Annotated in this window: 13 protein-coding genes; 4 read left to right on the forward strand and 9 right to left on the reverse strand. The window is 67.1% G+C overall.

Annotation, left to right across the window (positions count from 1 at the left end; genetic code table 11):
* Nucleotides 1-28: 28 nt before the first annotated feature.
* Complete coding sequence (locus EV674_RS00565) at nt 29-973, reverse strand: carbon-nitrogen hydrolase family protein (RefSeq protein ID WP_119012416.1); 945 nt, start codon at nt 971-973, stop codon at nt 29-31.
* A gap of 278 nt (nt 974-1,251) precedes the next feature.
* Here EV674_RS00565 and EV674_RS00570 point away from each other — a divergent pair, with 278 nt between their 5' ends.
* A complete protein-coding gene (locus EV674_RS00570) occupies nt 1,252-2,085 on the forward strand; it encodes a YecA/YgfB family protein (RefSeq protein ID WP_119012417.1) in 834 nt (277 codons plus the stop codon).
* A 117-nt stretch (nt 2,086-2,202) separates the two neighbouring features.
* Nucleotides 2,203-3,804, forward strand: coding sequence for a SulP family inorganic anion transporter (locus tag EV674_RS00575; RefSeq protein WP_119012418.1), 1,602 nt, complete (start codon nt 2,203-2,205; stop codon nt 3,802-3,804).
* An 8-nt stretch (nt 3,805-3,812) separates the two neighbouring features.
* On the opposite strand, the gene EV674_RS00580 is transcribed toward EV674_RS00575, so the two are convergent.
* The 7 genes from EV674_RS00580 to EV674_RS00610 all read right to left on the reverse strand — a co-directional run bounded on the left by EV674_RS00580 (nt 3,813) and on the right by EV674_RS00610 (nt 9,526).
* Nucleotides 3,813-4,301: a nuclear transport factor 2 family protein gene (locus EV674_RS00580; protein ID WP_119012419.1), complete on the reverse strand. Its 489-nt coding sequence runs from the start codon at nt 4,299-4,301 to the stop codon at nt 3,813-3,815.
* 71 nt (nt 4,302-4,372) lie between these two features.
* Entirely contained in the window at nt 4,373-5,980 is a 1,608-nt protein-coding gene (locus EV674_RS00585; protein WP_132750333.1) for a hypothetical protein, read from the reverse strand.
* Nucleotides 5,981-6,078: 98 nt separating this feature from the next.
* A complete protein-coding gene (locus EV674_RS00590) occupies nt 6,079-6,606 on the reverse strand; it encodes a CinA family protein (protein ID WP_119012421.1) in 528 nt (175 codons plus the stop codon).
* The gene (locus tag EV674_RS00595; RefSeq protein ID WP_119012422.1) at nt 6,603-7,151 is read right to left on the reverse strand and encodes a phosphatidylglycerophosphatase A family protein; all 549 of its coding nucleotides are present in this window, start codon (nt 7,149-7,151) and stop codon (nt 6,603-6,605) included. Before EV674_RS00595 ends, EV674_RS00590 begins: the two co-directional genes overlap by 4 nt.
* Before the next feature lie 11 nt (nt 7,152-7,162).
* Nucleotides 7,163-7,726, reverse strand: a complete 564-nt coding sequence (locus tag EV674_RS00600; protein ID WP_119012452.1) for a putative toxin-antitoxin system toxin component, PIN family — start codon at nt 7,724-7,726, stop codon at nt 7,163-7,165.
* Complete coding sequence (locus EV674_RS00605; RefSeq protein ID WP_119012423.1) at nt 7,716-9,044, reverse strand: THUMP domain-containing class I SAM-dependent RNA methyltransferase; 1,329 nt, start codon at nt 9,042-9,044, stop codon at nt 7,716-7,718. Before EV674_RS00605 ends, EV674_RS00600 begins: the two co-directional genes overlap by 11 nt.
* A 47-nt stretch (nt 9,045-9,091) precedes the next feature.
* Nucleotides 9,092-9,526: an acyl-CoA thioesterase gene (locus tag EV674_RS00610; protein ID WP_119012424.1), complete on the reverse strand. Its 435-nt coding sequence runs from the start codon at nt 9,524-9,526 to the stop codon at nt 9,092-9,094.
* 201 nt (nt 9,527-9,727) lie between these two features.
* Between EV674_RS00610 and EV674_RS00615 the strand changes: the two genes are divergently transcribed.
* Nucleotides 9,728-11,584, forward strand: a complete 1,857-nt coding sequence (locus tag EV674_RS00615; protein ID WP_119012425.1) for a methyl-accepting chemotaxis protein — start codon at nt 9,728-9,730, stop codon at nt 11,582-11,584.
* A gap of 49 nt (nt 11,585-11,633) precedes the next feature.
* Nucleotides 11,634-12,173 (forward strand): peptide deformylase, encoded by a 540-nt coding sequence (def, locus tag EV674_RS00620; protein WP_119012426.1) that lies wholly within the window; start codon nt 11,634-11,636, stop codon nt 12,171-12,173.
* A 92-nt stretch (nt 12,174-12,265) separates the two neighbouring features.
* Here the strand turns inward: def and EV674_RS00625 are convergent, their stop codons facing one another.
* Complete coding sequence (locus EV674_RS00625) at nt 12,266-13,864, reverse strand: RNA polymerase factor sigma-54 (RefSeq protein ID WP_119012427.1); 1,599 nt, start codon at nt 13,862-13,864, stop codon at nt 12,266-12,268.
* Between the last annotated feature and the right edge of the window lie 6 nt (nt 13,865-13,870).

Genomic DNA, 13,870 nt, shown 5'->3' on the forward strand with positions numbered 1-13,870 from the left:
ACCGCCCCCTCTGGGACAGCGCCCGCACTCACTTCTCGGGCCAGCCCGGCGCGGCACGCACCGCCTGTTGCTGCGCCGTGTTGACGGCCAGCTGGAACACGTCGGGCCGCGCGTAGTGGCCCACCGGGTCAAAGTCCATCTGCGCACGGGGGATGTCGCCCAGGTCTATCTCGGCCAGCAGCAGGGCATCTTCGCCATACACCGGCCCGGCCAGCACCTGGCCCAGCGGCCCGATGATGCAGCTGCCGCCGCGCATCAGCACCGTGTCGGGAGCCTCGGGCAGGCGGTTGTGCAGGGCGTCCATGGGCAGCTGCGTGCGGCGCAGGTGCTGGCAGGCCGAGAGCACAAAACAGCGCCCCTCCATGGCGATGTGCTGCATGGTGCTGATCCAGCTGTCGCGGTCGTCTGCCGTGGGCGCACAGTACAGCGCCACGCGCTGCTGGTACATGGCCATGCGCAGCGCGGGCATGTAGTTTTCCCAGCAGATCACGGCGCCCAGCTTGCCGTAGGGCGTGTCCACCGCTTGCAGCGTGGAGCCATCGCCCTGCCCCCACACCAGGCGCTCCAGCGCCGTGGGCATGAGCTTGCGGTGGTGGCCCAGCACGGTGCCCTCGGGCCCCAGGTACACGGCGGTGCAGTACAGCGTGCCGCCATCGCGCTCGATGATGCCCACGCACACATACAGCCGGTGCTGGCCAGCGGCCTGGGCGAGCTGGGCGATTTCCGGGCCATCGAGCGTGACGGCGGCGTCGTAGTATTTTTTGAAGTCCTGGCGCCCCTCGGGCGTGCGCGCACCGATGAAGATGTGAAAGTCCGCCCCCTTGGGGTAGCCGCCGATGAACGCCTCCGGAAACACCAGCACCTGGGCGCCGCGCCCGGCCGCCTCCTGCATCAGTGCCTGGGCCTTGGCCACGGTGGCGGGGGTGTCGAACATCACGGTGGCGGTCTGGGCCACGGCTGCAATCATCTTCATACGGTCTCCTGTTTTTGTGCAATGGGAGAGCGCAGTGTGCCGACAAACCGCGCGCAGTGCAGCCCCCTCCAGGCACACCAGTACCCGCTACCCACCGGTGGCCGCCCGCGTGGCACTGCACTGGCGCCCAGACACCAGCGCTACACTTTGCGCCCCGCTGGCGGCGCCACCGGCACGCGCCCTGCGGCCCGGGCCCCTGAGCGAGCACCCCGCTGCCATTTTTTCTGCGCCGCAGCCTTCTCTATCCACCCGCTTTTGACCGACCCACGGAGCCCGCCATGAACGACCCCACATCGCCCACCCCTGACCACGCCGCCACCGCCCCGGCCCTGAGCAGCGACGACATCGACGCCCTGGAAACCCTCCTGGACGACCTGCGCACGCGCAGTGAAGAAATCCCGCAGTGGGAGTTCTGCGACGGCTTTCTGACCGCGCTGGTGTGCAGCCGCCGCGCCATCGGAGCAGCCGAATACCTGCCCATGCTGCTGGGCGATGGCGCCGCCATCGACGTGGCCGAAGGCGAGAGCCTGCCGCTGCTGGAGCCGTTTGCCGACGCCGCACAGCAAGCGCAGTTTCTGGCGCTGTGGCAGCGGCGCTGGAACGAGATCGAGCAGGCGCTGGACACCGACGTCAAAACCCTGGACGACGAGCGCACCTTCGAGCCCGATGTGATGGACATGCGCGGTGCCGTCGCTGCCCTCTCTGAAGCCGAGCGCGCCGAACTGGCCGGCCAGGACATCCCCTCGTTTGCCCAGGTCTGGGCGCTGGGCTTCATGTTTGCTGTGGAGAACTGGCCCGAAGAATGGCAGCCCCCCCGCGACAAGGAAACCGCCCAGTGGCTGGATGAAGCCCTGGACAGCATCGTCGCCCTGACCGAAGACGACACCGGCACGCCCAGCGTCAGCATGTACGCCGAAGACGGCCCACCCAGCGTCAGCCAGGCGCGTGTGGAGCTGTTTGGCGAGGCCATCTGGGCCGTGTACGACCTGCGCCAGCTCTGGAAAAGCGTGGGCCCGCGCATCGAAACCCTGCGCAAAGCCCCCGAGCCGGGCCGCAACGACCCCTGCACCTGCGGCAGCGGCAAGAAGTTCAAGAAGTGCTGCGGCGCCTGACGCAAAATCGCTATTGATTTGATAGCTGCTAGCGCACGCCAAACGGGTGATAGAAGCCAATTTGGCTTGATTCTTTGACCTCCCTTTTCCACGCGCCTTCGGGCGCGTTGCTGTTGCATGAGCCCCTTGTTTCTAACCCGCCTGCGCGCCGAATGGGCGCCCAGCATCCCGCGCGAGCTGCTCGCCGGGGCCGTGGCCACGTTTGCGCTGATCCCCGAAGTGATTGCGTTCTCGTTTGTCGCGGGCGTCGATCCGTCGGTGGGGCTGTTTGCCTCGTTCGTCATCAGCATCGTGATTGCGTTTGCGGGCGCGCGCCCGGCCATGGTGTCGGCGGCGGCGGGCTCGGTGGCGCTGGTGGCAGCGCCGCTGGTGCAGTCGCACGGGCTGCAATACCTGCTGGCGGCGGGGCTGCTGGCGGGCGCGGTGCAGGTGGTGTTTGGCCTGCTGCGGCTGGGGGTGCTGATGCGCTTTGTCTCCAGCTCGGTGCGCACTGGCTTTGTCAACGCGCTGGCCATCTTGATTTTTGCCGCGCAGTGGCCGCACCTGGCGGACGCCAATGCCGCCACCTGGGCCATGCTGGCGCTGGGCCTGGCGCTGATTTACGGCCTGCCGCGCCTGGGCGCCGTGCTGGGCTGGCGCGCGCTCACGGCCATTCCGTCGCCGCTGATTTGCGTGGTGGTGCTGACGCTGCTGGCATCGTGGCGGGGCCTGCCGCTGGCCACCGTGGCCGACCTGGGCCAGCTGCCCAGCGCCCTGCCCGCCTGGGGCCTGCCCGAGGTGCCCGCCACGCTGGAGACGCTGCGCACCATCTTGCTGCCCGCGCTGGCCATTGCCATGGTCGGCCTGCTCGAATCGGTGCTGACCGCCGCCGTGGTCGATGAGCTGACCGACACGCCCAGCAACAAAAACCGCGAATGCACCGGCCTGGGCCTGGCCAACATCGCCGCCAGCTGCTTTGGCGGCATTGCGGGCTGCGGAATGATTGGCCAGGCCGTGGGCAACGTCAAATACGGCGGGCGCGGGCGCCTGTCCACGCTATTTGCGGGGGTGTTTTTGCTGGTGCTGATGGTGGCGCTCAAGCCCTGGGTGTCACAGGTGCCGGTGGTGGCGCTGGTCGCCATCATGGTGATGGTGTCGGCAGAGACATTCGACTGGAAATCGCTGCGCACGCTGGTGCGCCACCCGCGCCTGTCCAGCGCCGTGATGCTGGCCACCGTGGTGGTGACGATAGGGACGCACAACCTGGCGGCGGGCGTGGCCGTGGGCGTGGTGCTCAGCGGGGTGTTTTTTGCGGTCAAGGTCTCGCGCATGCTGGACGTGCAGTGCGAGGATATTGACGAGGCTGACGCGGGCGACGGTGTGGGCAGTGCGCTCCACAGCGGCGGCAGTGGCAGCACTGGCATGGGCGCAGAAACCGGCAGCGCAGCCACCCATGGCCAGCGCATCTGGCGCGTGGCGGGACAGGTGTTTTTTGCCTCTGCCGATGCGTTCATCGAGGCGTTTGACGTGCTGGGCGCCGAGCACCGGCACGTCACCATCGACGTCTCGCGCGCGCACTTTTGGGACGTGACCGCCGTGGCCGCGCTGGACAAGGTGGTGCAGCGCCTGCGCCAGCACGGCTGCACCGTGCAGGTGCTGGGTCTGAGTGAGGCCAGCGCGGTGTTGATAGACCGCCTGGGCGGTGCAACGGCAGATGGGCGCTCACCCAGCGGCTCGTGAGCGCCGCCTCACCCCTGCGCCAGAAATTTTTTCAGATTGCCTGCCGCCGTGCTGCGCACCTTGCGCTTGAGCGAGGGCGACCAGCCCAGCAGCACGCCCGGGGCGCCCAGTGCCTGGCGCGCCCAGCGCCAGAAGCTGAAGCGGTCGCGGTGCGTGGCAATCAGCCCGTCGGGGGTAAAGGTGAAGACGCCGTCCACAACGTTGTGCACCACGCGCCCGGTGGCGCTGAAAAGGTAGCGCGCTTGCCAGTGGGCGCGACCACCACTGGCGTCGGCCTCGATGCCGCTGAACTCCAGCTTCCAGTGCTGTGCAGCGCCGGGCTTTTGGCTGGCGCTGCACAGCATGCGCCACATGCCCGCCACCTGCTCGCGGCCCTGGAGCGAAAAAGCTTCGTCATCAAACGTGGCCTCGGGTGCGTAGCAGGCGGCCATGCGGGCGTGGTCTAGCTGGCTGAAGGCGGTGTAAAAGCGGTGCAGTGTCTGGGCGTTGGGGTGCATACGGCCTCCTCCTGAATGTGGCGCGCCCATGCTACAGCGCCGCTTGCAGTGGTCTCAGAAACCGCCCGCCCTCACTGCAAGGACTTCAGGAAGTGCTGCTCGTCGGGCGTTTCGCGCCGTTCCTGCACGCGGTTATTGACCAGGGTTTCGTGGGTATGCGACTGCGTCTGGTCTGTCTTTTGCACGGCGTTGGTGAGCCGGTCTTTGGCTGCTTCAAGCAAGGTCGTGACCGTGCGCCGGTCTTGAATGCGGTAGCGATCGAAATTGCCGGAGGAGATGTCCAGCATGCCTTCATTGCGTGCTTTGGCGTATTGCGACTTCAGTTGCTCGCTTTGCTCTTGGACGATGGATGCCGTGTCTTTGCGGGGGTCGGTCTGCACCTCGGTTTTCTGGCTGATCTCGTATTCCACATGGCCTTTTTCGGTCACGCTGTTCCAGCGGTTGTTGCGGGTGAAGTCGCCGCTGAAGCTGGCCTCAAAGTCCGTCAATCCGCTCAACAAGGGCTGCGCCTGCTCTGTGAAGCCCGGGCCGGGAAGGGCTGGAGACATGCCCAAAACGCCCACTGCGCGGCCCTCGCTGGACGCAGCCGCTTGGTGCATTTGCGTGAAACTGCTTTTGAACAAGTCCACCAGGGCGGCGTCGGCATGGCCGCGTTCTGCTGCGGCGTCAATGAGTTGCAGCTGCTGGGCCAGGGCCGCCTGGCGCTGCTGCGCGTTGTCCGCTGACAGCGGCGGGGTCACATCCAGGCGCAGGTCGATCTGGCCCGCCGTGCCTTTGAAGGCCAGCGTGTTTTCGTGCTCCCCCAGCCGCAATGAAAACGCACCGACCGCAGCCGATGCCGTGGGGTTCACGATGTCCAGGCTCAGCCCTGAAAACACGCTGCGGTCGTAGTTCATCAGGCCCGCCAAATCCATGGTGGGCGACTCTGACTGGCCCAGCCCGGCAAGCGCCTCTTCCAGTCCATCGGAGAGTGTGACCAGCGCCTGGCGCTCGGCATCGCTCAACGCGCCAGAGCTGCTGACCGCCACCTGAATGCCGGGGTTGGCGCTCGCGTTGGGCAGCCGGGGCTGGTTGTTCACTGCGATCTGCAAATCCACGGTCTGCCCGGAACGGGTCTTGATCTGCAACGTGACCGTGGCGGCCTTGCGCTGGAGGTTGCTGAACTGATCGTCAAGCGACTGCGTGGGGTCTATGCCCACCAGCATCGTCTGCCGAAAATCCACAGGCTCGGTGGTCGCCGCAGACAGCTTGGACAGCAAGGCACTGCCCAGGCCACGCCATTGGTTGGCAAGGTTGTCTCTGTCTCGGGGGGTGGTGCCGTAGTTGCGGGCCATCAAGGTGCTGATGGCGTCTCCGGCGGGGGAAGAAGCCCAGGTTTTCTCGGCGCCGGACGGCTTGGGCATTGCGCTGGCCAGCGTGTCGGCCTTGGATACCGTGGTCACGGTGAACGGTTGCAGCTGCTCGTAGGTGTTGTCTGCGGGCACCGCCCTTTCTGGCGCCTGCGAGAGCCAGACGACGGATGCGGTCGGGGGCGCTTGTGCTTGCGCCTTATCCAGGGCACCTGCCTGGACGAGCTGGACTGAACCAGCCGCACCTGCCGACCCTCCGCGCTCACTCAAGCGGGTATAGCTGGCGTTGTCCAGCGGACTTGCCATGCGCAATGCTGAAATAGGGGTCACGGGGCCATCCCTCCTGGCTGAGTGTTGTTGACGAACCTCCGTGTTTTATCGGCAGATGGGGGGAAATATTGAATTTTCGAGAAACCGCAGGGCCCGGATCAGCGCGGCAGCCGTGCGGACAGGTGTTGCAAGGCGTGCCGCACCGTGGCGGCGCGCACGGCGGCGCGGTCGCCCGCAAAGTGCTGTACCTCGCTGTGGGTTGTGCCGTCCACGCACCAGGCTAACCACACCGTGCCCACGGGCTTGTCGGCACTGCCCCCGGTAGGCCCGGCCACCCCGGTCACGGCCAGGCTGACCTGGGCGTGGGAGCGGGCCAGCGCGCCCTCGGCCATGGCGCGGGCCACGGGTTCGCTGACGGCGCCATGCTGCGCAATCAGGTCGGCATCCACGCCCAGCAGCTCGGTTTTGGCGGCGTTGGAGTAGCTGACCACACCGCGCTCAAACCACTGGCTGGAGCCAGCCAGATCGGTGCAGGCGGCGGCGATGAGGCCGCCGGTGCAGCTCTCGGCGGTGGCCAGCATCCAGCCGCGCGCCAGCAGGGCGCCAGAAATAGACACCAAAATGGCCTCCAGCGCTTGTGCAGTGGGCGCATCCAGCTCATTTTTTGATAGTGAAACGGCACTCATACCCAGAACCTCCACAGTGCAATGACCAGCAGGGTGCAAAACGCCGCCACCAGGTCGTCAAACAAAATGCCCCAGCCACCGCGCCAGCCAAAGCCTTTGAACAGGCCATCGGCCCAGCCCACGGGGCCGGGTTTGACGGCATCAAAAAACCGGAACAGCACAAACGCCCAGAACTGGCCCCAAAAGCCCATCGGCATGGCCAGCCACAGCACCAGCCAGAAGGCCACCACCTCGTCCCAGACGATGGCGCCGGGGTCGGCCACGCGCATGTGGCGGGCGGTGAGGGTGCAGGCCCACCAGCCGCCCAGCGTGGCAAACACGATGAGCAGGCCCAGGCGCAGCGGATCGAGCCAGTGTTGCAACAGCAAAAAGGCCAGCCAGGCCCACAGCGTGCCCACGGTGCCGGGGGCGTTGCGCGACAGCCCTGCACCCAAGCCCAGCGCGATGAAGTGCGCCGGGTGGGCGAGCAAAAAGCGCACCGTGGGGCGCGGTGCAGGGGCCGCAGAAGCAGCAAAGGAAGCCGGGCTGGCAGAAGGAGCGTCCATGGCAAAAAATTCTAGGCAGGGGTCGTGACAGGAGGGGCGGCGACCAGGGCAGGCGCGGCCAGCGGGGCAGCCTCCGGCGGGGCATAGTGGGTGGCGTCTGGCCGCACCGCGCCGGGCACCGCCCACACCAGCGCCGTGGCCACCTGCGCGCCGTAGGCCAGCAGGCGCTTGCGCACGGCCAGCACGGCTTTGTCTTTGCTCAGCAGCAGCGCGCGGTGGGCAGCGGCCAGATCGAGAAAGCGCTGGTCGTCGGCGTCGCGGCAGACCACGGGCACGCGCGCGGGCACGTCCACCCATTGGACTTGGGCGTCGTAGGCTTGCAGCACGGCGGCAGCGTCCAGCCCATAAAAGGCCACGCGCGGGGCGATTTGCGGGTAGGCCAGCACACGCTCCAGCTCATCGCGCATGGGCGCCGTGGCCAGCCAGCGCACCTCACCGCCTTGCAGCAGCTGGCGCAGCACGGCGGTGGCGGGGTCGGCAAACACCAGCAGGTCGAGCACGATGTTGGTGTCCAGCACCACGGCGCACGGGCCAGTGGCGGGCGCAGCCAGCGGCCAGCGCAGCTCAACGCGCACGGGGCGCACCGGCGGGGGCGGCAGCGGGCGCAGCGGCGCCAGGCGCGCCCTCGGGGGCATTGCCCGGGCGCGGCGCGCGCACGGCGCCCTTGACCATGTCGAAGCGGAACAACCGGCACTCGATAGGGCCGTTCCACATCGGCACGCGGCGCGATTCTTTCAGGCGCATCTTGCCGGGCAGCTTCAGGTCGGGGGTGAGCATCCAGGCCTGCCAACCGGCGTAGTTTTTCTTCCAGTGCGCAGCCAGTTGGCTGAAGAATTCGCCGCCGTCTTCGGTGTGCGCGGCCTCGCGGCCCACGGCGCCGCCCTGGGCGCGCTGGGCGGCGCGCTCGCTGGCGTTCTGGCCGGCGCTGCCGGCGGCGGCAATGCGCTCGCCGTAGGGCGGGTTGAGCAGCATCACGCCGGGCTGCTCGCACGGAGGCATGCGCTGCAAGGCGTCGCCACCGCGCAGCTGCACGGCGTGCGCCACCCCAGCGCGCTCGGCGTTGCGCTGGGCAAAGTCCACCATGCGGTGCGATACATCACTGCCAAAAATGGCTACAGGGCTTGCTTGCTCTGCGCTGGCAGCTTCGTTTTTAATAGCATTCCAGACATGAGCCTGGAATGGCAGCAGCTTCTCAAAGGCAAAGCGGCGGCGCTGGCCGGGGGCAATGCGGCAGGCGATTTGCGCCGCCTCGATCACCACGGTGCCGCTGCCGCAGCAGGGGTCGTACAGCGGCAGGGGGGCCTCGCCGTGCGGGTCCCAGCCGCTGGCGGCAATCATGGCGGCGGCCAGGGTTTCCTTCAACGGCGCATCGCCCTTGTCCTCGCGCCAGCCGCGCTTGAACAGCGCCTCACCCGAGGTGTCGATATAGACGGTGGCGTGCTCGGTGGTCAGGTGCAGGTGGATGCGCACGTCGGGCCACTGGGTATTCACATCGGGGCGCACGCCCGATTTGGCGCGGAAGCGGTCGGCCACAGCGTCTTTGACGCGCAGGGCAGCAAAATTCAGACTGTTGAGCGGGCTGTGCTGGGCGGTGACTTCGATCTTGAAGGTCTGGCGCGTGGTGAACCAGATTTCCCAGGCCACGCCGCTGGCGATCTCGTAGAGGTCGTTTTCGCTGCGGTAGGGGGCGTGGGCCAGTTGCACCAGCACGCGCTGGGCCAGGCGGCTGTGCAAGTTCAGCAGCAGCGCGTCGCGCCACGAGGCACGCAGCAGCACACCGCCGCGCCCGGTGAGCAGGTCGTGGCCGGTCAGGCCCGTGGTCTGGTGGACTTCGTCGGCCAGAAAACCCTCGACACCGGCGGCGCAGGGCAGAAAAAGTTGAAGTTGGTTCATACCGCGCCAAGGATAAACCGTCTGCCTGCTGCGCCCGCCGGGCGCGCTCAGGCGGGCGTGTGCCCCAGCCGCGCCAGCAGCGCCGGTGGCAGCAAGCGCACGCGGCGCTCTTGCGGGTCGGTAAACACCAGCCCCTGCTTGCCCCGGGCCACGGCGCGGCCCTGGTGCGCGTCGGTGATGCGGAACACCAGATCAAAGCCGTATTTGTTGAAGTCCATGGGCGTCATGTCGATGCGCAGGGTCTCGCCGTACAGCGCTTCGGATTCGTACTGCACCACCACATCGCCCACCACCATGGCCAGTCCTTCGGCGTCGCGGTCGGTGTAGCCCATGGAGCGCAGAAAGCGCGTGCGCGCCTCGGCCACCAGGGTCAGCAACTGGGCGTTGTCCAGGTGGTGGCCATGGTTGATGTGGCCAATGTAGATGGGCACATCGGTAGAAAAGACAAACTCGGACGGCAGTTCAAAAACGACACGGGCCATGTAGCAACTCCTGCACAAAAACAAAGCCGCGATGGTCGCACAACGGCAGCGCTGACGGCCCCAATCCCCCGGCACTGGGCATGGAACTTGCACGGCAAGAAACACCTATTGATTTCTGGCTTTCTGTCACGGATAACCCTGATCATTGTTTGCTCTTTTGTTTGCTCTTTTGCCACCTGCCTCCCCCGCACAAAGGCCACCATGTTTCACACCCTTAGAGCCCGCCTGATCGGGATTTGCGTTGCCATCACGGTCATCGCACTGTTTGCACTGGCCAGCGCCACTTTTGTGGTGGTGCGCAACAACACGCTCCAGAGCCTGGACGAGCGCATGGGCCAGCTGGCGCGCAACCATGCCAACGAGCTGACCGAGTGGGTCAAAGACAAGCAGCGCATCACCAGCTCCATCCAACTGGCAGTGGGGCAGGCCGAGCCCGTGCCGTTTTTGCTGGCGGCCAAGCAGGCCGGGGCTTTTGATGACGCCTACTTTGTTTATGCCGATGACCGCGCCATCTTCCCGCACGCCATGCCACCGGGCTACAGCGGCGTGAACCGGCCGTGGTACCAGTTCGCCATCAAAGTCGGCGCGCCCGCCCTGACCGCGCCTTATGTCGATGCCACCACGGGCAAACTGACCATCAGTTTTGTGGAAGCAGTCGGCCCCCGGGGCCAGCACACCGCCGTGGTGGGCACCGATATGCACCTGGACACCATCGCCCAGAAGGTCAATGCCATCCGGCCCCTGTCGCAAAGCTTTGCCTTCCTGGTGGACGGAGACGGCAACATCCTGGCCCACGCCAAAGCAGACAACGCCCTCAAACCCGTCTCGGCCATCTCACCGCAGCTGAACGCGGCACTGCTGCGCCAATTGGCCGACAACGCCAGCAGCGCCACCGTGGCCGTGGATGGCACCAACCAACTGCTGTACGCAGCCAAGGTAGAGGGCACACCCTGGCTGCTGGCCGTGGCCATTGACCGCGCACAGGCCACGGCCAGCGTGCGCAACCTGCTGCAAGTGGCCGCCACCATCACCGCGCTGTGCATATTGGTGACGGTGGTACTGGTGTCTTTCGCAGTCAGCCGCCAGCTGCGCCGCCTGGCTGTGGTGCGCGATGCGCTGGCCGACATCGCCTCGGGCGAGGGCGACCTGACGCGCCGCCTCGACACCCACGGCAACGATGAGCTGACGCACATTGCCCAGGCGTTCAATGACTTCGTGGGCAAAATCGCCGGGGTGCTGGTGCGCATCCGCGAGTCCTCCGAATCGGTGCGCCAGGCCACCCAGGAGATTGCCAGCGGCAACCAGGACTTGTCCTCGCGCACCGAGCAGCAGGCCAGCTCCCTGGAAGAAACCGCCGCAGCCATGGAGCAACTGACCAGCACCGTGCAGCAAAACGCCGAGAGCGCCCGCCAGGCCAACGCGCTGGCGCACACCGCCTCGCAGGTGGCCACGCAAGGCGGCAGCGTGGTGCAGGAGGTGGTGCAGACCATGGGCGCCATCCACGCCTCATCGCAGCGCATGGCAGACATCATCAGCGTCATCGACGGCATTGCCTTCCAGACCAACATCCTGGCCCTCAACGCCGCCGTCGAAGCCGCGCGCGCTGGCGAGCAAGGGCGCGGCTTTGCCGTGGTGGCCGCCGAGGTGCGCAACCTGGCCCAGCGCAGCGCCCAGGCGGCCAAAGAAATCAAGGGCCTGATCGACGACTCCACCGGGCAAGTCGATAACGGCAGCAAGCTGGTGCAGGCAGCGGGCGCCACCATGCAGGAGGTGGTGACGCGGGTGCGCCAGGTGACGGAGATCGTCGGAGAAATCAGCGCCGCCAGCAAAGAGCAAAGCGTGGGCATTGCCGAAGTGGGCAACGCCGTGAACCTGATGGACCAGGCCACGCAGCAAAACGCCGCACTGGTCGAAGAAGCCACCGCAGCGGCCCACGCCCTGCAACAGCAGGCCACGCAATTGGCCACTCTGGTGGCAGAGTTCAAGCTGGACCACCACCATGCCTCCACGCCCATAGCGCACGCAGGGCACCCGCGTGCGCTGGCACGCCCCCGGTAAGCTAGGAGCCCCACCAGCACTGCTGCGGTTTGACCCCCGCCACCCCTGCATGACCATCCACACCATTCTCAAAATGGGCGACGCGCGCCTGCTGCGCACCGCCCAGCCTGTCACCGCCTTTGACACCCCCGCCCTGCACCAGCTGGTGGCCGACCTGCACGACACCATGCGCGCCGCCCAGGGCGCCGGGCTGGCCGCGCCGCAAATCGGCATGGATTGGCAGGTGGTGATTTTTGGCTCGGACACGCCCAACCCGCGCTACCCCGACCGCCCCCTGGTGCCGCCCACGGTGCTCATCAACCCGACCATCACGCCGCTGGGCGACGCGCAGGAGGAAGACTGGGAGGGCTGCCTGTCGGTGCCCGGCCTGCGCGGCAAAGTGCCCCGCTACAGCCGCATCCACTACACCGGCTGGGACGCCCTGGGCCAGCCCATCGATCGCGTGGCCGAGGGCTTCCATGCCCGCGTGGTGCAGCACGAGTGCGACCACCTGTGGGGCGTGCTCTACCCCGCGCGCATGACCGACCTGCGCCAGCTGGGCTTTACGGAGGTGCTGTTTCCCGAGATCAGCGCGGCCGAGGACGATTGAGCGCCGCGCGTGCCCGATCCGGCCCGCCCAGTGATTTTTGAAGCCAAAACCAGCTCCAAGCCGCGCTCAGAGGGCGCAAGCAGCTACTAAACTTATAGCGTTTTGCGCAGCGTGACCGTGGGGATTTTCAGGCCCTCGCGGTACTTGGCCACGGTGCGGCGGGCGCACTCAATGCCCTGCTCCTTGAGCATGTCGGCCAGCTGGCCGTCGGACAGCGGCTTGGCCGGGTTCTCGGCGGCGATGAACTGCTTGATGAGCGCGCGCACCGCCGTGCTGGACGCATTGCCGCCGGTGTCCGTGCCCAAACCTGAGCCGAAAAAGTATTTCAGCTCGTAGGTGCCCTGGGGCGTGGCCATGTACTTGGCGGTGGTCACGCGCGAGATGGTGGACTCGTGCAGGCCCAGCTCGTCGGCAATGTCGCGCAGCACCAGCGGGCGCATGGCCAGTTCGCCGTGGATGAAGAAGTTCTTTTGCCGCTCGACGATGGCGCGCGAGACGCGCAGGATGGTGTCAAAGCGCTGCTGGATGTTTTTGATGAACCAGCGTGCTTCTTGCAGGCGCTGCTGCAAGGCCTGGTGGCCGTCTTCGCCCCGGTGGCCGCGCAGGGCGCCCGCGTAAATGTCGTGGACGCGCAGACGCGGCATCACGTCGGGGTTGAGCTGCACGCTGAACTGCTGGCCGCTGCGGCCCACGCGGCGCACCAGCACGTCGGGCACGATGGCGTTGCGCTCGACGTGGGCAAAGCGCCGCCCCGGGCGCGGCTCCAGGCGCGCAATCAGGGCCATGGCGGCGCGGGTGCGCTCTTCGCTGGCGCCGCAGGCCTGCGTCAGGCGGCGCACGTCGCGCCGCGCCAGCATGTCCAGCGGCTGCTGGCAGATGCGCAGCGCGGTGTGCAGCGTGTCGGCGTCCACCTCGCCTTCGCGCTGCAAAGCGTGCAGTTGCAGCGTCAGGCACTGGGCCAGGTCGCGTGCGCCCACGCCGGTGGGCTCCAGGCTGTGCAGCAGGTGCAGCGCCACGGTGAAGTGGTGCAACAGCGCCTCCAGCTCTTCGGCGTTGCCCTCGCCCGCCAGGCCCGCAGCCAGCTCGGTCAGGGGCTCTTCCAGGTAGCCGTCGTCGTTGAGCGATTCGATGAGAAAGTGCAGCGCAGCGCGGTCCAGCTCGGACAAGCGCAGCGCCAGCGCCTGCCGGTGCAAAAAGGCGGTGAGGGATTCGTGGCCATGCGCCAGATCGGCCGCTTCGGCCTGCGCATCGCCGTCGCCTTGCTGGCCGCGTGCCGGGGCGTCGCCGCCCCATTCGCTGTCGTCGGGGGCCAGGTCGGTGCTGCCGTCGCCACCCCAGTCGGGGGCGTCGAAGGCGTCCACGGTGTCGGCGGGAGCGCTGTCGGAGGGCTCCGTGCTGGATTTGAGGTCATTTTGGCTGCTAACGCCCGCTGCACTTGCGCCAGCAGCTCCCATATCCATAGCAAAATCGGGCGCCTCATCGCCCTGGGCGGGGGTATCGGCCTGCGGCAGACCGAAGGCTTCGCGCTCGGCCTCTTCGCTGGCGCGCTCCAGAAAGGGGTTGTCGTCGAGCATCTGCTCGACCTCCTGGCCCAGCTCCAGCGTGGACAGTTGCAGCAGGCGAATCGATTGCTGCAACTGCGGTGTCAGCGCCAGGTGCTGCGATACGCGCAGCGACAGGCCGGGCTTCATGCCGCC

Origin of the sequence: Simplicispira metamorpha, from assembly GCF_004341365.1 — a bacterium.
GTDB classification, from domain to species: Bacteria; Pseudomonadota; Gammaproteobacteria; order Burkholderiales; family Burkholderiaceae_C; genus Simplicispira; species Simplicispira metamorpha.

Excerpts from the sequence above, each read along its gene's own strand:
- EV674_RS00565 (WP_119012416.1), bottom strand. The coding sequence starts at position 973 with ATGAAGATGATTGCAGCCGTGGCCCAGACCGCCACCGTGATGTTCGAC.
- EV674_RS00570 (WP_119012417.1), top strand. The coding sequence starts at position 1,252 with ATGAACGACCCCACATCGCCCACCCCTGACCACGCCGCCACCGCCCCG.
- EV674_RS00575 (WP_119012418.1), top strand. The coding sequence starts at position 2,203 with ATGAGCCCCTTGTTTCTAACCCGCCTGCGCGCCGAATGGGCGCCCAGC.
- EV674_RS00580 (WP_119012419.1), bottom strand. The coding sequence starts at position 4,301 with ATGCACCCCAACGCCCAGACACTGCACCGCTTTTACACCGCCTTCAGC.
- EV674_RS00590 (WP_119012421.1), bottom strand. The coding sequence starts at position 6,606 with ATGAGTGCCGTTTCACTATCAAAAAATGAGCTGGATGCGCCCACTGCA.
- EV674_RS00595 (WP_119012422.1), bottom strand. The coding sequence starts at position 7,151 with ATGGACGCTCCTTCTGCCAGCCCGGCTTCCTTTGCTGCTTCTGCGGCC.
- EV674_RS00605 (WP_119012423.1), bottom strand. The coding sequence starts at position 9,044 with ATGAACCAACTTCAACTTTTTCTGCCCTGCGCCGCCGGTGTCGAGGGT.
- EV674_RS00610 (WP_119012424.1), bottom strand. The coding sequence starts at position 9,526 with ATGGCCCGTGTCGTTTTTGAACTGCCGTCCGAGTTTGTCTTTTCTACC.
- EV674_RS00615 (WP_119012425.1), top strand. The coding sequence starts at position 9,728 with ATGTTTCACACCCTTAGAGCCCGCCTGATCGGGATTTGCGTTGCCATC.
- def (WP_119012426.1), top strand. The coding sequence starts at position 11,634 with ATGACCATCCACACCATTCTCAAAATGGGCGACGCGCGCCTGCTGCGC.
- EV674_RS00625 (WP_119012427.1), bottom strand. The coding sequence starts at position 13,864 with ATGAAGCCCGGCCTGTCGCTGCGCGTATCGCAGCACCTGGCGCTGACA.